Annotated in this window: 18 protein-coding genes and 2 tRNA genes; 10 read left to right on the top strand and 10 right to left on the bottom strand. The window is 75.6% G+C overall.

Annotation, left to right across the window (positions count from 1 at the left end; genetic code table 11):
- The first annotated feature begins 56 nt into the window (after nt 1-56).
- On the top strand, nt 57-2117 hold the full coding sequence (locus IEY75_RS04965) for an AAA family ATPase (protein ID WP_189112973.1): 2061 nt from the start codon (nt 57-59) through the stop codon (nt 2115-2117).
- Nucleotides 2118-2168: 51 nt separating this feature from the next.
- Nucleotides 2169-3092: a 2-hydroxyacid dehydrogenase gene (locus tag IEY75_RS04970; protein WP_189112974.1), complete on the top strand. Its 924-nt coding sequence runs from the start codon at nt 2169-2171 to the stop codon at nt 3090-3092.
- Between the two features lie 55 nt (nt 3093-3147).
- Here IEY75_RS04970 and IEY75_RS04975 read toward each other — a convergent pair whose 3' ends face one another.
- Together IEY75_RS04975 and glyA are read right to left on the bottom strand one after the other, a co-directional pair.
- The gene (locus tag IEY75_RS04975) at nt 3148-3642 is read right to left on the bottom strand and encodes a PH domain-containing protein (RefSeq protein WP_189112975.1); all 495 of its coding nucleotides are present in this window, start codon (nt 3640-3642) and stop codon (nt 3148-3150) included.
- A 76-nt stretch (nt 3643-3718) separates the two neighbouring features.
- Nucleotides 3719-4984: a serine hydroxymethyltransferase gene (gene glyA / locus IEY75_RS04980; RefSeq protein WP_189112976.1), complete on the bottom strand. Its 1266-nt coding sequence runs from the start codon at nt 4982-4984 to the stop codon at nt 3719-3721.
- A 233-nt stretch (nt 4985-5217) separates the two neighbouring features.
- Between glyA and ilvC the strand changes: the two genes are divergently transcribed.
- On the top strand, nt 5218-6210 hold the full coding sequence (ilvC, locus tag IEY75_RS04985; RefSeq protein WP_189112977.1) for a ketol-acid reductoisomerase: 993 nt from the start codon (nt 5218-5220) through the stop codon (nt 6208-6210).
- Between the two features lie 44 nt (nt 6211-6254).
- On the opposite strand, the gene IEY75_RS04990 is transcribed toward ilvC, so the two are convergent.
- Nucleotides 6255-7250, bottom strand: coding sequence for a glucosyl-3-phosphoglycerate synthase (locus IEY75_RS04990; RefSeq protein ID WP_229789355.1), 996 nt, complete (start codon nt 7248-7250; stop codon nt 6255-6257).
- Nucleotides 7251-7927: 677 nt separating this feature from the next.
- On the opposite strand from IEY75_RS04990, the gene IEY75_RS04995 reads away from it, so the two are divergent.
- The gene (locus IEY75_RS04995; protein WP_189112978.1) at nt 7928-9025 is read left to right on the top strand and encodes a branched-chain amino acid aminotransferase; all 1098 of its coding nucleotides are present in this window, start codon (nt 7928-7930) and stop codon (nt 9023-9025) included.
- Nucleotides 9026-9046: 21 nt separating this feature from the next.
- Here IEY75_RS04995 and IEY75_RS05000 read toward each other — a convergent pair whose 3' ends face one another.
- The gene (locus IEY75_RS05000) at nt 9047-9796 is read right to left on the bottom strand and encodes a tyrosine-protein phosphatase (protein ID WP_189112979.1); all 750 of its coding nucleotides are present in this window, start codon (nt 9794-9796) and stop codon (nt 9047-9049) included.
- 170 nt (nt 9797-9966) lie between these two features.
- Between IEY75_RS05000 and IEY75_RS05005 the strand changes: the two genes are divergently transcribed.
- Nucleotides 9967-10314 (top strand): hypothetical protein, encoded by a 348-nt coding sequence (locus IEY75_RS05005; protein WP_189112980.1) that lies wholly within the window; start codon nt 9967-9969, stop codon nt 10312-10314.
- On the opposite strand, the gene IEY75_RS05010 is transcribed toward IEY75_RS05005, so the two are convergent.
- Both IEY75_RS05010 and IEY75_RS05015 read right to left on the bottom strand, forming a co-directional pair.
- Nucleotides 10305-11198: a 3-methyladenine DNA glycosylase gene (locus tag IEY75_RS05010; protein WP_189112981.1), complete on the bottom strand. Its 894-nt coding sequence runs from the start codon at nt 11196-11198 to the stop codon at nt 10305-10307. The two genes, IEY75_RS05005 and IEY75_RS05010, sit on opposite strands and share 10 nt — an antisense overlap.
- Nucleotides 11199-11209: 11 nt before the next feature.
- Nucleotides 11210-11359, bottom strand: coding sequence for a hypothetical protein (locus IEY75_RS05015; protein ID WP_189112982.1), 150 nt, complete (start codon nt 11357-11359; stop codon nt 11210-11212).
- A gap of 108 nt (nt 11360-11467) precedes the next feature.
- Between IEY75_RS05015 and IEY75_RS05020 the strand changes: the two genes are divergently transcribed.
- From IEY75_RS05020 to IEY75_RS05035, 4 genes are all read left to right on the top strand, one after another.
- Complete coding sequence (locus tag IEY75_RS05020) at nt 11468-12271, top strand: fumarylacetoacetate hydrolase family protein (protein ID WP_189112983.1); 804 nt, start codon at nt 11468-11470, stop codon at nt 12269-12271.
- Nucleotides 12272-12418: 147 nt separating this feature from the next.
- Nucleotides 12419-12490: transfer RNA gene (locus tag IEY75_RS05025), tRNA-Gln, on the top strand.
- A gap of 83 nt (nt 12491-12573) precedes the next feature.
- Nucleotides 12574-12646, top strand: a tRNA-Glu gene (locus IEY75_RS05030).
- A 414-nt stretch (nt 12647-13060) separates the two neighbouring features.
- A complete protein-coding gene (locus IEY75_RS05035; protein ID WP_189112984.1) occupies nt 13061-13648 on the top strand; it encodes an HU family DNA-binding protein in 588 nt (195 codons plus the stop codon).
- Nucleotides 13649-13774: 126 nt separating this feature from the next.
- Here the strand turns inward: IEY75_RS05035 and IEY75_RS05040 are convergent, their stop codons facing one another.
- The gene (locus IEY75_RS05040) at nt 13775-14962 is read right to left on the bottom strand and encodes a PucR family transcriptional regulator (protein WP_189112985.1); all 1188 of its coding nucleotides are present in this window, start codon (nt 14960-14962) and stop codon (nt 13775-13777) included.
- A gap of 163 nt (nt 14963-15125) precedes the next feature.
- Between IEY75_RS05040 and IEY75_RS05045 the strand changes: the two genes are divergently transcribed.
- Nucleotides 15126-15731, top strand: coding sequence for a copper resistance CopC family protein (locus IEY75_RS05045; RefSeq protein ID WP_189112986.1), 606 nt, complete (start codon nt 15126-15128; stop codon nt 15729-15731).
- A gap of 27 nt (nt 15732-15758) precedes the next feature.
- On the opposite strand, the gene gltX is transcribed toward IEY75_RS05045, so the two are convergent.
- The 3 genes from gltX to aceE form a co-directional block, all read right to left on the bottom strand.
- Nucleotides 15759-17213, bottom strand: a complete 1455-nt coding sequence (gltX, locus tag IEY75_RS05050) for a glutamate--tRNA ligase (RefSeq protein ID WP_189112987.1) — start codon at nt 17211-17213, stop codon at nt 15759-15761.
- 9 nt (nt 17214-17222) lie between these two features.
- Nucleotides 17223-18059, bottom strand: a complete 837-nt coding sequence (locus IEY75_RS05055) for a methyltransferase domain-containing protein (RefSeq protein WP_189112988.1) — start codon at nt 18057-18059, stop codon at nt 17223-17225.
- A 167-nt stretch (nt 18060-18226) separates the two neighbouring features.
- Nucleotides 18227-20965: a pyruvate dehydrogenase (acetyl-transferring), homodimeric type gene (aceE, locus tag IEY75_RS05060; protein WP_189112989.1), complete on the bottom strand. Its 2739-nt coding sequence runs from the start codon at nt 20963-20965 to the stop codon at nt 18227-18229.
- Between the last annotated feature and the right edge of the window lie 75 nt (nt 20966-21040).

Here is a 21040-nt window from a genome sequence, read left to right on the forward strand (position 1 = left end):
CCGGGCCGCCCCGCGCGGCCGCCCGCGGGGCGGCCCGGCGGTGGGAGACTGGGCAAATGGCGACGCGACTGGCCGACCGGCTCGCCGACGCCCGGCAACGGGGATTCGTCGGACGTACCGCCGAGCTGGCCGCCTTCGGCGACCTGCTGCGCGGCGCCGACAGCCGCTGCCTGCTGCACCTGCACGGGCCGGGCGGCGTCGGCAAGACCACGCTGCTGCGGCAGTTCGCCGCCCGGGCTGGGGCCACCGGCCGCACCGTGCACTGGCTGGACGGCCGCGACCTGGCCGCCGGCCCGGTCGACGCGCTGCGCGAGGCCCTGCCGGCCGGCCCGGCCGACCCGCTGGCCGCGCTGGCCGACCTCGCCGGGGCGCTGCTGGTGGTCGACACGATCGAGCGGCTCGGCGCCGCGGAGCGCTGGCTCTGGGACGAGCTGCTGCCGCGCCTGCCCGGCGGCGTCGTCGCCGTCCTCGCCGGCCGCGACCGCATCCCCGCCCGACTGCGCGCCGACCCGGGCTGGCGGGCCCTGCTGCGCAGCCTGCCGCTGGGCAACCTGGACCCCGACGACGCGGTCGCCCTGCTGCGGCACCGCGGCGTCCCCGCGCACGCCTGCGCCGCGGCGCTGGAGTTCACCCACGGCCATCCGCTGGCGCTCGCGCTGGTCGGGGACGTGTGCGCCGCCACCGGCGGCCCGCCCACCCCGGCGGCCACCCGGGAGGTGCTGGGCACGCTGCTGCGCGAGCTGATCGACGCGGTACCGGACCCGCGGCACCGCGCCGCCCTGGAGGCCGCGGCGCAGGTCCGCGCGACGACCGAGCCGCTGCTGGCGGCCCTGCTGGACCTGCCGGACGCGCACGCGGAGTTCGCCTGGCTGCGCGGGCTGTCCGTCATCGACGAGGCCGGCGCCGGCCTCGCGCCGCACGACCTGGCCCGCGAGGTGCTGGCCGGCGAGCTGCGCTGGCGGCACCCGCGCCAGCACGCGGAGATCCGCCAGCGGGCGCGGGCCTGGTACCGCGAGCGGTTCGCCGCCGCGGACGCCGCGGGCCAGCAGGCCGTCCTGGCCGACTACGCGTTCCTGCACCGGCACGCCCCCGGGCTGGCGGCGATGCTCGCCCACGTCCGGCCGGACCCCGCCGACGCGTTCGGCCTGCGGCTGGTCGCCGCCGGGCCGGCCGAGCTGCCGGCGCTGCGGGCGCTGGTGGCCGCGCACGAGGGCGAGCGGTCGGCGGCCGCGTTCGCCCACTGGGCGGCGGTACAGCCGGAGGGCGTGCAGGCCGTCCGCCGCGCCGACGGCGCCCTCGCCGGCCTGCAACTGCTCGTCGCGCTGGACCGGACCACGTCCGCCCAGCGCGCGGCCGACCCGGGCGCCGAGGCGGCCTGGGCGTACCTCCAGCGGCACGCGCCCGTCGGGCGCGGCGACCGGGTGACGGTGGTCCGGCACTGGCTGGACGCGGTGGGCTACCAGGCGGTGTCGCCGGTGCAGACGATGCTGTCGCTGCACCTGGTCCGGCACTACCTGACCACACCGGGGCTGGCCTTCCACTTCCTCGTCTGCGCCGACCCCGCGAGCTGGGCCGAGGTGTGCGCGTACGTGGACTTCGACCGGCTGGCCGGCGCCGACTTCGCCGTGGGCGGCCGGCAGTTCGGCGTGTACGGGCACGACTGGCGGGCCACCCCGCCGCTGGCCTGGCTGGCCCGGCTCGCCGACCGCGAGGAGGCCGAGGCCGGCGGGGTCGACCCGGAGCCGGTACCGGCCCTGGACGAGGCCGCGTTCGCCGCCGCGGTCCGGGAGGCGCTGCGGCACTTCGAGCGGCCCGACCGGCTGGCCGGGTCGCCGCTGTGCGCGGCGGCGGCGGTCCGCGCGGCCGGTACCGCCGACGGCGCCCGCGCCGTGGCCGACTTCCTGCGCGAGGGCGCCCGCGCGCTGGCGGGCTCGGCCCGCGACCGGGCCGGGTACCGCGCCCTGCACCACACCTACCTCCAGCCGGCCGGCACCCAGCGCGCCGCCGCGGACCTGCTCGACCTGCCCACCAGCACGTACCGCCGGCACCTGGCCGCCGGCACCGCCCGGCTGACCGCCCTGCTCTGGCGCGCGGAGACCCGCGCCCGCGCGGGCTGACCCGCCGCCGCGGTCCCGGCGGGCCGCCGGCCGCCCGGTAGGTTGGGCGCCGTGAAGGCATGGCTCGCGCACCCCGACGGACCGGCGCTGCTCGGCGAGGTCCCGCCCGGCGTGACCGTCGAGGTCGTCACCGACCCGCAGGCGCCGCCCTCGGACCCGGCGGGCGTGACGTTCTGGACCCCGCCGTACCTGGTCAGCTCCCCGGAGTGGACGGCGTTCGCGGGCACCCTGCCCGACGTGCGGGTCGTCCAGCTCCTCACCGCCGGCGCCGACGCCTGGCTGGGCCGGATCCCGCCGACGGCGCTGCTGTGCGACGCCCAGGGGGTGCACGACGCCCCGACCGCCGACTGGGCGGTCACCGCGACGCTGGCCTGGCTGCGCCGGTTCGACCACTTCGCCCGGGCGCAGGGGCGGGGGGAGTGGGCGCACAGCGCCCACACGCCGACCGACGAGCTGACCGGCAAGCGGGTGCTCGTCGTGGGGGCGGGCGCCATCGGCACCAAGATCGGGGCGCGGCTGGCGCCGTTCGAGGTGTCGCTGACCTACGTGGCCCGGCACGCGCGGCCGGGGGTCCACGCGGTCGCGGCGCTGCCGGCGCTGCTGCCCGCCCACGACGTGGTGATCCTGGTCGTACCGCTGACCACCGCGACCCGCGGCCTGGTCGACGACGCCTTCCTCGCGGCGATGCCCGACGGGGCGCTGCTGGTCAACGCGGCCCGCGGGCCGGTGGTCGACACCGACGCCCTGGTCCGGGCGCTGTCCGGCGGCCGGATCGGCGCCGCCCTGGACGTCACCGACCCCGAGCCGCTGCCCGCGGGGCACCCGCTGTGGACGCTGCCGGGGGTGCTGCTGACCCCGCACGTGGCGGGCGCGGTGGGCGGGATGATGCGCCGGGCGTACGACCTGGTGGGGGCCCAGCTCCGCCGGCACGCGGCCGGCGCCCCCCTCGCCAACGTGGTCCACGGCGACTACTGAGCCTGCCGCGCCGCCCGCGCGGCGCCCTCCCTGCGGGGGCGGCGCCCGCTCCGCGTCAGTGGGCCGTGGTGGCGTTTCCGCCGGGGGCGGCCGCGAGCAGCCGGGGTACGTCCTCGGCACCGACGGCCGGCAGCCGGACCAGGTGGCCGGAGTCGAGGCGCGCGATGGCGCCGCGGTGCTCGTCCGGGCCGACGGCGGCCACGGTCTCCCACGGCAGGAACCGCCGCCCCGCCAGCGCGGTGACCGTCAGCCCGCGGCCGTCGGCGACCGTGCCCGAGCGCCAGGCCCAGACGGCCACGGCGACCGGTACCAGCAGCAGCGGGAACAGCCACCGCGACGCGGTGGTCAGCGGCGCGGCGGCGATGACGGCGATCACGGCGGCGGCGAACGCGGCCCCGCTGCGCCGGAACCGCACCACCGCGCGCGGCGCGGCCGCGTCCTGTGCCGCCGGCGTGTCCTGTGCCGCTGCCGCGTCCTGCGGCGCGGGCGTCCCGGTACCGTCGCCGGCCCCCCGGCCCGGCGCGGACCCGTGTCTCTCGGAAGTAGCCATCACCTGGCCATCCTCCCACCAGGGCGCCCCGGCCGCCGTGGCCGGGGCGCGCGCCTGAGGACCCCGGCGGCGGCCCTCAGGCGGCGTAGCCGGGCATCGGGTGCCGGGACAGCAGGTCGCGGACCTCCCCGGCGATCCGGCCCAGCGTCGGCTCGTCGTCCTTGAGTGCCGCCGTCACCGCCTCGTCCATCCACGCCGCCACCTGCGGCATGTCGGCCGGGGTCAGGCCCCGGGTGGTCAGCGCGGCCGTACCCAGCCGGATGCCGGAGGGGTCGAACGGCTTGCGGGTGTCGTAGGGCACCGTGTTGTAGTTCAGCTCGATGCCGGCCCGGTCCAGCGCCTGGGCCGCCGGCTTGCCGCCGATCTGCTTGCTGGTCAGGTCCACGAGCACCAGGTGGTTGTCCGTACCCCCGGACACCAGGTCGAAGCCCCGCCCGGTCAGCTCCGCGGCGAGCGCCCGGGCGTTGGCGACCACCTGCGCCGCGTACTCGCGGAAGGCCGGCTGGGCCGCCTCGTGCAGCGCCACCGCGATGCCGGCGGTGGTGTGGTTGTGCGGGCCGCCCTGGAGCCCGGGGAAGACGGCCTTGTCGATCGGCTTCGCGCACTCCTCGGTGGTGAGGATCATCGCGCCGCGGGGGCCGCGCAGCGTCTTGTGCGTGGTGGTGGTGATCACGTCGGCGTGCCCGACCGGCGACGGGTGCGCGCCGCCCGCGACCAGGCCGGCGATGTGCGCGATGTCGGCGACCAGGACCGCGCCGACCTCCCTGGCGACCTCCGCGAACGCGGCGAAGTCGATCGTCCGCGGGATGGCCGTGCCGCCGCAGAAGATCACCTTCGGGCGCTCGCGGCGGGCCAGGTCCCGGACCTCGTCGAAGTCGACCAGGCCCGTCGCGCGGGCCACGCTGTACTGCACCGGGCGGAACCAGCGGCCCGTGGCCGACACCGACCAGCCGTGCGTCAGGTGCCCGCCCATCGGCAGCGCCATCCCCATCACGGTGTCGCCGGGGGCCAGGAAGGCCAGGTACACGGCGAGGTTGGCCGGTGAGCCCGAGTACGGCTGCACGTTGGCGTGCGCGGCCCCGAACAGCGCCTTGGCGCGGTCCACCGCCAGCGTCTCGACCTGGTCGACGACCTGCTGGCCCTCGTAGTACCGGCGGCCCGCGTACCCCTCGGAGTACTTGTTGGTGAGCACGGTCCCGGTGGCCTCCAGGACCGCCTGGGAGACGTAGTTCTCCGACGCGATCATCCGCAGGCTGTCGTGCTGGCGCGCGGCCTCGGCGTGGATCAGCTCCGCGAGCTGGGGGTCCGCCGAGGACAGGCTCGGGATCGGGGGGACGTGCATGCGACAACCTCCTGCGTCCGGCGCCCCTCAGCGCGCGATCCACGCGATCGTAGCGGGTCGGCCGGTAGCCTCGCGGGTCCGCCGGTGACCTCCCGGCGCCAGGCGTGTGCGCTGGGTCACGGCGGGCGGTGCCCGGGGCGGTGGATGCGGCCGTGTCCGGCGGCCGGGGGTCCCGGTTGGTTAAGGTGCGCACTGTCGCCCGTCCGGGACGGCCCCGCCCAGAAAGAGGACGTATGACGACGCCGGTGTACTTCGACGACGACGCCGACCTGTCCCTGCTGACCCGGCGCAAGGTCGCGGTCATCGGCTACGGCGACCACGGCGCGGCCCAGGCGCTCTGCCTGCGGGACTCGGGTGTGGACGTGCGGATGGGCCTGCCCCCCACCTCCGTCAACCGGTCCCGCGCCCAGGACGAGGGTCTGCCGGTGTGCACGCCCTCGGAGGCCGCCGCCGAGGCTGACGTGATCGTGATGCTGGCGCCGCTGGCGCTGCAGCGGTTCGTGTACGAGCAGGCTGTCGCGCCCGTCCTGGCCCCCGGCAAGGCGCTGCTGTTCACCGACGGCTTCCCGATCCGGTACGGGCTGGTCACGCCGCCGCCCGCCGTGGACGTGCTGCTGCTGGCGCCGATGGGCGACGGGGCGCTGCTGCGCCGGCAGTACCTCGACGGCAAGGGCCAGCCCTGCCTGGTGGCGGTCGAGGCCGATGCCTCCGGCGGGGCCTGGGGGCTGCTGCTGGCGTACGCCAAGGGGGTCGGCGCGACCCGGGCGGGGGTGCGGGCGACCACGTTCGCCGCCCAGGCCGAGGCGGCCCGGTTCGCCGAGCAGGCGATCGTCGGCGGCACGCTGGAGCTGGTCCGGGCGGGCTTCACGACGCTGACCTCGGCGGGCCTGTCGCCGGACGTGGCGTACCTGGCCTGCGTCCACCAGCTCCAGACCATGGCCGAGGACCTGTACGCCGGGGGGCTGGCGGGGGTGGCCGCGGGCGCCTCCGAGGTGGCCCGGTTCGGCGCCGCGACCCGCGGGCCGAGGGTGGTGGGCGAGACGGCCGCGGACGCGCTGCGGCAGGTGTTCGCCGAGCTGCGCGACGGCACGTTCGTCGCCGAGTGGGTGGCCGACGAGGACGCCGGGCGCCCGAAGCTCACCGCCGCCGACGAGGCCGCCGCCGTCCACCCGGTCGAGGCGGCCGGCGCCGCGCTGCGCGGCACGATGAGCTGGCTCGACGCCTGACCGGCACGCCGGCACCCACGCCGGCCGGCCGGCCCGCGCCGCGGTCAGCGCGGCGCGGCGCGGTGGGCGGCGGCGACGTCGCGCAGCGGGGGACGCTCGGCGACGCTGATGTCGGTCGTGGACACCTGGCGCCCGTCGGCGGCCCGGGCGAACTGGGTGAGCAGGGTCGCGGGCGCCGCCTGCCCGTCCACCCAGCCGCGGCGCTGGAGCCGGGACCACACGGCGTGCAGGATCTGCGCCGACATCCGGCCCAGCGCCTGGTTGTCCTGGTGCCGGTGGTGCCGCTCGCCGAGGTCCACCTGCGCCAGCGCGTCGAGGCCGACCAGCGCCACTAGGTCGATCAGCAGCGCCGTCTCCACCGCGTAGCCGGAGGCGAACGGCAGCCGCTCCAGTACCGCCCGCCGGCCGGCGTACTCGCCGGACAGCGGCTGCACCACCCGGGACAGCTCGGGCCAGAACATGTTGAGCAGGGGCCGGGCGACCAGCTCGGTGACCCGCCCGCCGCCGTCGGGTTCCGCGCCGCCGGCCAGCCGCAGCGGCCGGTGGTAGAAGCCCTTGACGTACGCGACCGCGGGGTCGGCCAGCAGCGGGCCGAGCAGCCCGGTGACGTACGCGGCGTCGAACTCGCGCAGATCGGCGTCGAGGAACACCACGAGGTCGCCGCGCGAGCGGGCCAGCCCGGCCCAGAGCGCGTCGCCCTTGCCGTCCAGCCGGGGCAGCCCGCGGGTGGCCTCGTCCTGGCTGACGACGGTCGCGCCCGCGGCGGCCGCCACCCGCGCCGTGGCGTCGGTGGAGCGGGAGTCCACCACGAGGATCTCGTCGACGAGCCCGTGGCGGTCGAGGAGCTGGCGGCGGACGGTGGCCACGATGGCGCCCACCGTGTCCTGCTCGTTGCGCGCCGGCAGCACGACGCTGACCGTCTGCCCGGCCTTGCGGTCGGCGAGCGCGGCGGCCGGCCAGTCGCCGGCCGCGTGGGTCCGCCGGCGGGCCCACCGGGCCGCCCGGGAGGCGGGATCGTCGCCGCGCATCTGGTGGCGCATCTCCTGCCCGTACCGGTGGCTTCGGGGGTCCGGTCGGGCGTCGGCGCGGGGCCGCGCGGCCGGACCGCCGCCTGCTCCCTACCTTTGCACAGCCCCGGCCCCCGGCGTCCGCGGGTGAGCCCGACCGCGGCGCCGCAACGCCGCCCCGGTCGGGGGAGTTTGGACGACCGGCCGATGGAGGGTTGCGCCACACACCGGGCCTCGTTAGCGTATTGATGCGGTTACGCAGTGAGGTCGGCTTCGCCTTCGGGTGGCGTCGTGCGGCCTGCTGCGTGACCCGAACGGGACCCGCGGGCGTGGCCGGGCGTCCCCTTTTCTCAGGCGATCGCGCCGTGTGGGCTCTTTTGTCCGCCGCTGACTCGCCGATCTTCGGCTGAGCGTGCTATCCCCTACTCGCGGGTCACGGGTTACAGTTTCTCCACTTCCCCCACCGCCGCGTGCCGCGCGGCACCGAGTCCTCGGGCACTGCCCGGGGCGTCTTCGGGCAGGACGCCGGGGCGGATGCGGGCACGCGCCGCCTCCCGCCCGCCGCCGCCGAGCCGCCCCCGGCCAGGTCCGGGGTCGCGGTCGTTTTCGCGGCACTGTCGGGCCAGGCCACGGCACCCGACATCCTCCGACGGCGGAGTCCGGGCCCGGTCACTCCGGCTGCCCACAACCGGAGACTGGAGGTCCACGCGATGAGCGATGGTGACATTCTCGCCTTCGACGTGCACCCGCACGCGCATCCGACGAGCCCCGCCGAGCGGGCCGCCCGCCTGGTGAACCCCGGCTTCGGCAAGGTGTTCACCGACCACATGGTGACGCTGCGGTACGCCGACGGCAAGGGGTGGCACGACGGCCGCGTCGAGGCGCGCGCCCCGATCCCGATGGACCCGGCCAGCGCCGTCCTGCACTACGCGCAGGAGATCTTCGAGGGCCTCAAGGCGTACGCGCTGCCCGACGGCGGGGTGAGCCTGTTCCGCCCCGAGGCCAACGCCCGCCGCTTCCAGCGGTCCGCGGACCGGCTGGCCATGCCGCGGCTGCCCGAGCAGGCGTTCCTCGACTCCATCGCGGCGCTCGTCGAGATCGACCGGGAGTGGATCCCGACGGCCGAGGGCGGCAGCCTGTACCTGCGGCCGTTCATGTTCGCCAGCGAGGTCTTCCTCGGCGTCCGGCCGGCCCAGGAGTACCTGTACGTCCTCATCGCCTCGCCGGCCGGCGCCTACTTCAGCGGCGGCGTCAAGCCGGTCACCCTGTGGGTCTCCGAGGACTACGCCCGCGCGGCGCCCGGCGGCACCGGCGCGGCCAAGTGCGGCGGCAACTACGCCGCCTCGCTGGCCCCCCAGGCCGCGGCCATCGCGCAGGGCTGCGACCAGGTCGTCTTCCTCGACGCGGTGGAGCACCGGTACGTCGAGGAGCTGGGCGGGATGAACGTCTTCTTCGTCTACGACGACGGCACGGTCGTGACCCCGGCCCTCACCGGCACGATCCTGGAGGGGATCACCCGGGAGTCGATCCTCACGCTCGCCCGCCGGGCCGGGCACGAGGTGCGCGAGCGGCAGGTCTCGTTCGACGAGTGGCGCGCCGACGCCGCCAGCGGCCGGCTGCGGGAGGTCTTCGCCTGCGGTACGGCCGCGGTCGTCACGCCGATCGGCGCGGTGAAGTGGGCCGGCGGCGAGTTCCGGGCCGGCGGCGCGGAGCCGGGGCCGGTCACCATGGCGCTGCGGCAGTCCCTGCTGGACCTCCAGCGGGGCGTCGCCCCGGACCCCGACGGCTGGGTGTACCGGGTCCGCTGATCCCGGGCCCACCGCGCGGCGTCACCGGCCGGAGGGGTCGAGCAGGTGGGCGCGCAGCGCCCCGATCTCGGCCGCGCCCAGGCCGGCGGCGCGGGCGTACCCCTGCGCCGAGCCGTGACGCGCCCGCAGGTCGGCCAGGAACAGTCGCATCGCGTCCACGGGGCAGTCGAAGTACGCCGCCGGCAGCGGCGGCAGGCTGCCGCCGGTCTCCTCCAGCCAGCACAGCAACTCGGCGGTCGCCTCGGCGCTGAGCGCGTAGTCGACGGCGATGTCGTCGTCGGCGACGCCCAGCAGCGCCAGCGTCAGCGCGCAGACCACGCCGGTGCGGTCCTTGCCGGCGACGCAGTGGACGGCCACCGGGGCGTTGGCCGGGTCGGCGATGACGGCCAGCGCCGCCGCGATGCCGGCCGCCCCGTCCTGGGCCAGGTCCAGGTACCGGTCGGCCAGCCAGCGCGCGTGCGCGTCCTCGGCGTCCGGCGCGGGGACCGCCTCCCACGGCGCGTGGTCGGGTTCGATGTGGTGGTACGTGAACCGGTGGTGGCCCGGTACCCGGCCGTCCCGGTCGACCTCGGTCGGCCGCCGCAGGTCCACGACCGTGCGGATGCCCAGGGCGTCGAACGCGGTCCCGTCGGCCGCGGTCAGCCGGTGCAGGGAGTCGGAGCGGAACAGCCGCCGCCAGCGCACGGTGTGCCCGGCGCGGGAGGCGTAGCCGCCGAGATCCCGGAAGTTGAACAGGGTGCTGAACGGCAGCCGCCGCGGCGGAGTATCCACGGCTGCCACCGTATCCGCGTCCGCCGCGCCCCGCCGTGGTCATCGCGCGCGGGCCGCGGTGCCCGCGCGGGCACGTCGTCGGGGCCGTTCGACCGTTGAGCAGGTCGATAGCTGATCATCACTGGATCCCGGCGCGGGCGCCGGCGGCGGGGTCCGGCGGAAGGAGCACCGTGGACCCCTCGTACGCCGCCCACCGCGCCCCGGCCGGCGCCCGCCGGCCGCTGCCCACCGCCCGCACCCTCGGCGGCGTCGGCCTGGCCTGCGCCGCCCACCTGGTGACCGTGCTGCCGCTGCTGCTGCTGTTCCTGACCGAGGACAGCCCGGCCTCGGCGGGCTTCGTCTTCGGCTTCCCGCTCGTCGGCCAGCTCGCGGTGCTCGTCGGCTGCGTCGTGGGCGGCGCGGTGCTGATCGCGCGGCGGGACGTGGCGCTGGGCGTGGGCCTGCTCATCGGCTGGCTGGTGGGCCTGGTACTGGCGCTGGCCGTGTCGGGCGCCGCGCTCGTCGGCGCCTACGGCTGAGCGGCGGCCGCCGCCGCGTCCACCGCGGCGATCAACCGGTCCCGGAGGCCGGCCGCGCGGGCGGCGAAGTCCCGCTGCGCCGCGGCGTAGGCCGCCCGCCCGGCCGGTGTCTCCACCGGCACCGGCGCGTACCCGAGCGCGCGCAGGTCGTAGGGGCTGGCCCGCATGTCCAGCACCCGGATCTCCCGGGCCAGGGCGAAGCAGTCGGCGACGAGTTCGCCGGGGACCAGCGGCGAGAGCTTGTAGCTCCACTTGTACAGGTCCATGTTGGCGTGCAGGCAGCCCGGCTGCTCCAGCGCCCGCTGCGCCTGCCGGGTGGGCGTCAGGGCGTTGCGCGGGCGGGCGGCCTCGGTGAAGAACCGGTACGCGTCGAAGTGGCTGCACCGGATCGTGGCGGCGTCCACGACGGCGGCGGTGCCCTCGGGGCCGAGCCGCAGCGGCCAGGCCTCGTGCCGGACCTCGCCCTGGGCCTGCCGGTACACCATCGCCCACTCGTGCATCCCGAAGCACCCCAGGTGCGCCGGCCGCGCGGCGGTGGCGGCGAGCAGGTCGCGGATCCACGCGGCGCTCGCGCCGCGCCGGGCCAGTACGCCCGCGGCGTCCAGCGCGGCGCCGCCGGGTACGGCCGCGTAGTCCCCGCCCCAGGCGGCCGGGTCGGCGCCGCCCAGGACGACGCCCGCCCCGGGGTGCCAGCGGCGGAGCTGCGCGGGCCGGTGCGAGTAGTAGGTGAACAGGAAGTCCTCGACCGGGTGCCGGCGGCCCTCGGCGCGGCGGGCGCGGTGCCCGGCCAGCCAGGCGTCGACGCGCGCCTCGTGCGCGGCCTGCCGGGCGCGCCAGACCGGCGCGGGGAGCGCGGCGGGCGCGGTACCGGCCCTCGTCGGCACGGGACCGGCCCTCAGGAGCGCTTCTTCTTTTTCTTCTTGCGCTTCAGGTCGATGTCGTCATCGTCGTCGTCCCCGTCGCCTCCGCAGCCGGCCAGGCCGACGACGACGGTGGCGGCGGCCGCGGCCAGGGCCGCCCGCCGGGTGATCATCACAGGGTTCATGTCCGCAGGGTGCCATGCCCGGGCCACCCGTGGCTACCGGGTCGCCCCGGCGGGCGGGGCGCTAGATTTCATCGGCAGCGTGACGGCGACAGTGAGGACGGCAGACCAGTGCGTATCGCCCGGTTCGTGCACGACGGAGGAATGTCCTTCGGCCTGGTGGAGGGAGATCCGGCGGCGGGCCCGGCGGGCCTGACGGTGGCCGCGATCGGCGGGCACCCGTTCGGGGAGGTCGCCGTGACCGGGCAGCGCTGGTCGCTGGCCGACGTGCGGCTGCTCTCGCCGATCCTGCCCAGCAAGGTCGTCTGCGTGGGACGCAACTACGCCGACCACGCGGCCGAGCACGACGCCCCGGTGCCGAAGGAGCCCCTGCTGTTCCTGAAGCCGTCCACGGCGGTGATCGGCCCGCAGGACGCGATCCGGCTGCCCGTGCAGTCCGCCCGGGTCGAGCACGAGGCCGAGCTGGCCGTGGTGATCGGGGCGCCCGGGGCCCGGCGCGCCGACCGGGCCGCCGCCCAGCGGGCGATCTTCGGGTACACCTGCGCCAACGACGTCACCGCCCGCGACCTCCAGGCCACCGACGGCCAGTGGACCCGGGCCAAGGGCTTCGACTCGTTCTGCCCGCTGGGGCCGTGGATCGCCACCGACTGGACCCCGGCGGACCGCGAGATCCGCTGCGAGGTGGGACCCGAGGCGGACAGCCGCGAGGTCCGCCAGCTCGGCCGTACCGGCCAGATGGTCTTCGACGTGGCGACGCTGGTCTCCTACATCTCGCACGTCATGACGCTGCTGCCCGGCGACGTCGTCCTCACCGGCACCCCGGCCGGCGTCGGGCCGCTGACGGCCGGCGACACGGTCGCGGTGTCCGTGGAGGGCCTCGGGGAGCTGGTCAACCCCGTGGTGGCGGCCGACTGAACACGCCCTGGTACCCGATTTGAAGGCGTCCGGCGGGTCGGGTAGAGTTCCTCCTCGGTGCGAGATGCGCCGCGGAGATCCACAAAACGCCCCGACCGGTCAGAAGTCGGGGCGCGGCAGGGAAAACGGCGGCACGGACAGCGCCGATGGGGTATGGGGTAATTGGCAGCCCGACGGATTCTGGCTCCGTTAGTCTAGGTTCGAGTCCTGGTACCCCAGCGCCGATGCCCGTTAGCGGGACGCGGTGCTGGCTCTGATAGAGTTCGGCCCCGCTGCTCCGCTTGGCAGGAGCAACAATTCCTGGCCCCGTCGTCTAGCGGCCCAGGACGCCGCCCTCTCAAGGCGGTAGCGCCGGTTCGAATCCGGTCGGGGCTACAGAAGCAGAAAACCCGTTCCACTGCGGTGGAGCGGGTTTTTTCGTGTCCACTCTGCTCATCGCCGTCCGTCGCCGCGGGCGCAGACGCGTCTGCGTGCGGATCCGGCGGGCCGGGCGGGCGCGGCGGTGGCTCCGCGCGTGGGGCCGGCCGCGGCGGGGTATGTCACGGCGGACGGGCACTGCCGGGGAGCGTCCGAAGTGGCGTCTGCCGACGCCGGGCAGCCGGGGGAGCGGACGGCGTGCGGGGGTGCGGCGCGGACGCCGGGTGGCGGGGAGAACCTGGCGACGCACATCGGGCGGTGGATTCCGTTACGACACAAAGGGTTTTTATCCAATAATGGTTGTGTAGCCGGCAAATAGGGCATACGGTGCGGCCAATTGGGGATTAACCAGACCAGGTTCGGGAGGAAAATGTGAACAAGGCCGAGCTCATCGACGCGCTCGCCGCTCGTCTCGGTGACAAGCGCACGGCGACAGAGGCGCTCGATGCGGTCCTCGCGGAGATCCAGACCGCGGTGACCAAGGGGGACCGGGTGGCCATCACCGGGTTCGGGGCCTTCGAGAAGCGGGTTCGCGGTGCGCGCACCGCGCGCAACCCGCGCACCGGCGAGACTGTCAAGGTGAAGAAGACCTCGGTGCCGGCGTTCAAGGCCGGTGCCGGGTTCAAGGAGATGGTGGCCAGCGGCAAGGCGCCGAAGACCGTCGCTCCGAAGAAGACGGCCGCCGCCGCGCGCGGTACGGCGAAGACCGCCACCCGGGCCACGACGACCAAGGCGACGACGACCAAGGCGGCGGCGAAGACCACCACCGCCCGTAAGACGACCACGGCCAAGGCTGGTACCGCCAAGGCCACCGCCGCGCGCAAGACGACGGCGGCGGCGGCGAAGCCGGCGGCGGCCAAGGCCACCGCCCGCAAGGCCCCCGCGCGCGCGGCCGCCAAGGCGACCACGCGCACCACCGCGGCCCGCAAGACGACGACGGCGGCCGGCCGCAAGCGCTGACCCGACGGCGAGACGGAGGGCGCCGGCCGCAGGGCCGGCGCCCTCCGTGCTGTCCGGAGTGGACGGCGCCGCCGCGGGCGCCGCGGTGGTGGATCCGGCGTGGCCGCTGCGGCCGGGCCGCGGGGCTCAGCGCGGCTGGTTGGGCGTCGGTGGGTCCAGCCGCCCCACCGCCAGGGCGATGCGCAGCGCGAAGCCGTCGCGCGCGTGCAGGGCCGAGAAGCCGGCCACGTCGGCCGCGCGCTTGAGGCGGTACCGCACGGTATTCGGGTGGACGTACAGCGCGCGCGCCGCACTCTCCAGCACCCCGCCGGCGGCGTAGTAGGCGTCCAGCGTCTCCAGCAGTTCGCCGCCGCTGCGCACCAGCGCCCCGTACCCGTCGCGTAGCTGCCGCCGCGCCTCGGCGTCGCCGGCCAGCGCCCGCTCCGCCAGCAGGTCGTCGGCGGCGACCGGCCGCGGCGCCTCCGGCCAGGCCGGCGCGGCCCGGTACCCGGCCAGCGCCGCCCGGGCCGAGTCCGTCGCCTCGTCCAGCGAGCGGACCGCCGGCCCCACCACGACCGGACCCGCCCCGAACGCGGGCAGCAGCAGCTTCGTCGCCGCCCCCGGGTCGGTGGCCCCGCCGATCACCACGACGAGCCGGTCGCCGTGCACGCCGCCCACGACGTCGGCGCCGACCCGGCGGGCGGTCCGGTGCACGGTGTGCAGGGCCGCCGTCGGGTCGCCGCCCGGGGACGGCCCCACCGCCACGGCCACCGGCGAGGCGTCGGCCCAGCCGAGCGCGGCGGCGCGGCTGGCCAGGACGTCCGGGGAGTCGCCGCGCAGCAGTGCGTCGACCAGCATGGCCTGGAGGCGGGTGTCCCAGGAGGCCCGGGTCTCGGCCGCCCGGGCGTACACGCGGGCGGCCGAGAACGCCACCTCCCGGGAGAAGCGCAGCACCGCCTCGCGCAGCGCGGCCTCCTGGCCGGCGGCGGCCAGGCGGGGGACGAACTCCTCCACGAGGTCGATGGTGACCTGGATCAGGGCCACGGTCTGCGGGAGCGTGATGGCCCGCGCCAGCGCCCGCGGCGCCGCCTCGAAGACCTCGTCGGCGATCTCCTGGGTGGCCACGGCCCCGGTCCGGTCCCGGCGCAGCCACTCGACCAGCGAGCGGACCCCGGCCTGCGCGACGAGCATGACCCACGACCGCTTGTCCGCCGACAGCTCCCGGAACCAGGGCAGCGCGTCGTCCATCCGCGCCACGCTCGCGGTCGCCAGCGACCCGGCCGCCCGCTCGATAGACCGGAGTGTCTCGGACAAATCGTCAGGGTCAGCCGTCATGGCACCATGATGCAGGCCGTCCTGGGATTGTGCCCTTCTGACCTGCGACTTAGGGTGCCTCAGTGACCACCCCGCCGTCCGGGCGGGAAAGGCTCTCGCGCACCCGACCCCCGGGCCCCTGCCGCGCGGCGCCTCGACGGCCACGTTTCGGTGGAGTGAATCGGTGAACAACCTGACCCGCACGGCGGCACGGATCGCCGCGGTCCTGGCCGCGGCGACCCTCGGGCTGGCCACGACGGCCGCGCCGGCCCTGGCGCACAACGAGCTGACCAGCAGCAGCCCCAAGAACAAGAAGACGGTCCACGAGGCCCCGGAGAACATCAAGCTGACGTTCCGCAGCACGCTCGACGCGGAGTCGACCACCGTGAAGCTGGTCGGCCCCGACGACGCCGAGGCCAGCGAGGGCGAGCCGCGCTTCGTCAAGAACGCCGTCTACCTCAAGCTCAGGCCCACGGCGGCCGGCACCTACACCGCGTCGTACGCGCTGGTCTCCGACGACGGCGACCCGGTCAAGGGCAAGGTCACCTTCAAGCTCAGCCAGCGGGCGATCGACGCCCTGCCGGCGCCCGAGCCCACGGCGACCGTCGAGCCCTCGGCCGCGCCGGAGCCGGTCGTCGGCAGTGACCCGCTCGTCGCGGCCGGCGGTACGGCCGCGCCCCGGATCCCGACGTCGTCGGGCTTCAACTGGTGGTGGGTCGTGGGCGGCGCCGTCGTCCTGGTCCTGCTCGGGCTCATGGAGGCCGGGCGCCGCGCCCGCCGGGAGGCCTGAGCCGCCCCACGGCGGCCGCAGGCGGTGTCAGGCGCCGTCCGCCGCCAGGCGGGCGCGCGCCGACCGCAGGCGCTCCAGCGTGCGCTCGCGGCCCAGCACCTCCAGCGACTCGAACAGGGGCAGCCCGACCGTCCGGCCGGTGACGGCCACGCGGACGGGCGCCTGCGCCTTGCCCAGCTTCAGGCCCCGCTCCGCGCCGGCGGCCTCCAGGGCCGCCTTCAGCGTCTCGGCGTCCCAGGCCGCCTCCGCGTACGCCGCGGCGGCGGCGTCCAGCAGGTCGGCGGCGCCGGGCTTCATCGCCTTGGCCCACGCGGCGTCGTCGCGCGGCGGGGTGTCCAGGAACAGGAAGTCGACGTTGGCCACGATCTCCGAGAGCACCGCGATGCGGGTCTGCGCCAGCGGCGCCACGGCGGCGAACACGGCGGCGTCGAACCGCTCCGGCGCCCACGGCGGCGCGACCGGCGCCGGTGCCTCGACGTCGTCGGGCAGGGTCAGCGGCGGCACCGTACCGGTCAGCCACGGCTGGCAGGCGTCGATGAAGTCGTCCAGCGGCAGCGCCCGCAGGTACTCGCCGTTGAACGCCCGCAGCTTCTTCTCGTCGAAGAACGCCGGCGACGGGTTGACCTGGTCGATCCGGAACTCGTCGGCGATCACCGACCACGGCACGATCTCCCGGTCGCCCGCGGGCGCCCAGCCGAGCAGCATCAGGTAGTTGCTCATCGCGGCGGCCAGGTAACCCTCGTGGCGGTACTGCTCCAGGGCCACCTTGTCCCGGCGCTTGGACAGCTTCTGTCGCTTCTCGTTGACGACCATCGGCACGTGCGCCCACGTCGGCGGGGTGTGCCCGAGGGCCTGCCAGAGCAGTTGCTGCTTGGGCGTGTTCGACAGGTGGTCCTCGCCGCGGACCACGTGGGTGATCCCCATCAGCGCGTCGTCGACGACGTTGGCCAGCAGGAACACCGCCGAGGCGTCCGCGCGGGCGATGACGAAGTCCTCCAGCAGCGCGTTGTCGAACGTCGGCGTGCCGCGGATCAGGTCGACCACCGTCGTCGCGCCCTCGTCGGGGGTGCGGAACCGCAGCGCGCGGCCGGGGCCGGCGGACAGCCCGCGGTCCCGGCAGAAGCCGTCGTAGCCACGGGCCTGCGGCCCGCCGCGCTCCTGCACCTGCTCGCGGGTGCAGGAGCAGTAGTAGGCGGACCCGCCCGCGTGCAGCTTCTCGGCCGCCGCCCGGTGCTCGGCGGCGTTGGCGGACTGGAAGTACGGGCCCTCGTACGCGCCGCGGGAGATGCCGATCCACTCCAGCGCCGACAGGATGCCCTCGATCCACTCGGGGCGGTTGCGGGCGGCGTCGGTGTCCTCGATCCGCAGGACGAACACCCCGCCGCTGTGCTGGGCGAACGCCCAGTTCTGGAGGGCGGAGCGGGCGCTGCCGACGTGGAACAGGCCGGTCGGCGAGGGGGCGAAGCGTACGCGTACAGTCACCCGCCCACCCTACGTCCTGGCCTCCGGCGGCGGCCCGGCGACCGTACCGACCGCGATCCACATCGTCAGCGCGGCCAGGAACGCGTCCGCCGCCGCGGCCGCGTCCACCGCCGCCTGGAAGTCGGCCAGCACCCGCGGCGACATCCCGGGCGGCCCCGGCAGGTCGCCCCGCCGCAGCATCGGCAGCACCTGCGCGCCGGCCGCCGGGTCGGTGAAGACGAGCGTGACCGCCCGCACGCGCAGGTCGACCAGGCCGGCGCGGACCAGCCGGCCGCGCAGTTGGCGCCCGGCGGTCCCCAGGCGCATACCGGCGGCCTCGGCCTCGGCGCGCAGGCCCTCGACCAGCGCCGGCGCGACCCCCTCGAAGCACAGCGAGGACCAGTCGGTGTCGATGGCGCACAGCCGGCCGCCGGGGCGGGTGACCCGCGCCAGCTCGGCGATCGCGCGGTCCGGCTCGGGGAGGTGCTGCAGGACCCGCTCGGTGCGGACGCCGTCGAAGTACCCGTCCGGGAAGTCCAGGGCGGCGACGTCCCCGGTCAGGTAGCGCACCGGCGGGCCGCCGGAGCGGGAGTCGGCGACCGCGATCGCGTCCCGGGACAGGTCGAGGCCGACCACCTCGCCGCCGGGTCCCACGGCCGCGCCGAGCTGGCGGGCCACCTCGCCGGCGCCGCAGCCGGCGTCGAGCAGGCGCTCGCCCGGCCGGGGGTCCAGCAGCGCCAGCGCCTCGGCGCGCATCCGCCGGATCTCGGCGTCGGCCGCCGTGGCGTCGAGGTACGCGATGAGGGCGGCGCGTAGCTGGTCGGCCTGGTCGTCCAGCGCGGCGAACGGCGTCCGGTGCTCCTCCACGGCCCCACAGTAGGCCGCCGGAGCCCCGCCGCGTGCCGACCCGCCCACGAGTCCCCCCGCGAACGCCGGAACCGACACGTCGCCCGTGGATTCCGGTCCGCGGCGAAGCGGCGGAGCAGAAATCCACGGGCGACAGACGACGCCGGGGTGTCAGCCGGGCGGGGGCGTCAGCTATCGCCGCCGGTCTCGCCGACCGGGGCCGCCGCGACGTTGTCGATCGCGTACTTCTGCGCGGCCTCGGCGGCGACGTCCGGCGCGATCTCCCCGCGCAGGGCGAGCTGGCGCAGCGTCGCCACCACGATCGACTCCGCGTCGACGTGGAAGTGCCGGCGCAGCGCGTGCCGGGTGTCGGACATGCCGTACCCGTCGGTGCCCAGCGACGTGTAGTCGCCGGGGATCCACCGGGAGATCAGGTCGGGGACCGCGCGCATCCAGTCCGAGACGGCCACGAACGGGCCGGCCGCCCCGGCGAGCGCCCGCTGGACGTAGGGCTGCCGCTGCTCGCCCGCCGGGTGCAGCAGGTTGTGCTCCTCGCACTCCACCGCGTCCCGGCGCAGCTCCGTCCACGACGTCACCGACCACACGTCGGCGCCGACGCCCCAGTCCTGGCGCAGCAGCGTGGCCGCCTTCAGCGCCCACTGCATACCCGTGCCCGAGGCCAGGATGTTGGCCCGCGGGCCGTCCCCGCCCTCGGCCGCCTGGTACCGGTAGATGCCGCGCAGCAGCCCGTCCACGTCCACCTGCTCCGGCTGCGCCGGCTGCAGGATCGGCTCGTTGTAGACGGTCAGGTAGTAGAAGACGTTCTCCTGCTGCCGGCCGTACATCCGGTGCAGGCCCCGCTCCACGATGTGCGCGATCTCGAACGCGAACGCCGGGTCGTAGGCGACCACCGCCGGGTTGGTGGCGGCGATCAGGTGCGAGTGGCCGTCCTCGTGCTGGAGGCCCTCGCCGTTGAGCGTGGTCCGACCGGCCGTGGCCCCGATGATGAAGCCGCGCGACATCTGGTCGGCGGCGGCCCACAGCCCGTCGGCGGTGCGCTGGAAGCCGAACATCGAGTAGAAGATGTACAGCGGGATCATCGGCTCGCCGTGCGTGGCGTAGCTGCTGCCCGCCGCGGTGAACGAGGCCACGGAGCCGACCTCGTTGATGCCCTCGTGCAGGATCTGCCCGGCGGTGGCCTCCCGGTAGGACAGGAACAGCTCCCGGTCCACGGGCGTGTACTGCTGGCCGTGCGGCGAGTAGATCTTCAGCGTGGAGAACAGCGAGTCCATGCCGAACGTGCGCGCCTCGTCCGGGATGATCGGCACCCAGCGGTGGCCGGTCTCCTTGTCCTTCATCAGGTCCTTGAGCAGCCGGACCAGCGCCATCGTCGTGGCGACCTTCTGCTTGCCGGTGCCCTTCTTGACGGCGCCGAAGGTCGACGACGGCGGGATCGCCAGCGGGATGACGGTGCGCGGGCGCGCCGGGATCCCACCGCCCATGGTGCGGCGCCGCTCCCGCAGGTACTCCATCTCCACGGAGTTCTCCGCCGGCTTCAGGTACGGCGGCAGGTACGGGTTGGCCTCCAACTGGGCGTCGGAGACGTCCAGGTACAGCCGGTCCCGGAACGTCTTGAGGTCGGCCAGGGTCAGCTTCTTCATCTGGTGCGTGGCGTTGCGGCCCTCGAAGCCGGAGCCGAGCGTCCAGCCCTTGATCGTCTTGGCGAGGATCACCGTGGGCTGGCCCGTGTGGGCGGTCGCCGCGTTGTACGCCGCGTACAGCTTGCGGTAGTCGTGCCCGCCGCGCTTGAGGTTCCAGATCTCGTCGTCGGACAGGTGCGCGACCATCTTGCGGGTGCGCTGGTCGCGGCCGAAGAAGTGCTCGCGCACGTACGCGCCGGACTCGGCCTTGTACGTCTGGAAGTCGCCGTCGGGCGTGGTGTTCATGAGGTTGACCAGCGCGCCGTCGCGGTCGGCGGCCAGCAGCGGGTCCCACTCGCGGCCCCAGACGACCTTGATGACGTTCCAGCCGGCACCCCGGAAGAACGACTCCAGCTCCTGCATGATCTTGCCGTTGCCGCGGACGGGGCCGTCCAGCCGCTGCAGGTTGCAGTTGACCACGAAGGTGAGGTTGTCCAGCTCCTCGCGGGCGGCCAGGCCGATCGCGCCGAGGGTCTCCGGCTCGTCCATCTCGCCGTCGCCGAGGAACGCCCACACCCGCTGCTGCGCGGTGTCCCTGATCCCGCGGTGGTGCAGGTACCGGTTGAACCGCGCCTGGTAGATCGCGTTCAGCCCGCCCAGGCCCATCGAGACCGTCGGGAACTCCCAGAAGTCCGGCATCAGCCGCGGGTGCGGGTACGAGCTGAGCCCGCCGCCGCTGTGGGACAGCTCCTGCCGGAACCCGTCGAGCTGGTGCTCGCTCAGCCGCCCCTCCAGGAACGCCCGCGCGTAGATGCCCGGCGAGGCGTGCCCCTGGAAGAAGAGCTGGTCGCCGCCGCCGGGGTGCTGCCGGCCGCGGAAGAAGTGGTTGAAGCCGACCTCGTACAGCGAGGCCGACGACGCGTACGTCGAGATGTGCCCGCCGACCCCGATCTCGGGGCGCTGCGCCCGGTGGACCAGCATCGCGGCGTTCCACCGGATGTAGGCGCGGATCCGCCGCTCGGTGTGCTCGTCGCCGGGGAACCACGGCTCGGACTCCGGCGGGATCGTGTTCAGGTAGTCGGTGGTGGTCAGCGGCGGTACGCCGACCTGGCGCTCGCGGGCCCGCTCCAGCAGGCGCAGCATGACGTACCGCGCGCGCTTGGCCCCGTTGGCGTCGATGACGCCGTCCAGCGACTCGATCCACTCCGCGGTCTCGTCCGGGTCGATGTCGGGCAGCTGGCTGGGCAGGCCATCGCTGATGACCGGGCGCTTACGTTCCGTGGCCACAGGCGTTCCTCGCGTGTCGTGTGGGGTCCGGGTCCGCTCGGTGGTGGGTGACTCGGTGGGTAAGCGGAGCCGGAC

The organism is Pilimelia terevasa, from assembly GCF_014647915.1.
GTDB lineage: Bacteria > Actinomycetota > Actinomycetes > Mycobacteriales > Micromonosporaceae > Pilimelia > Pilimelia terevasa.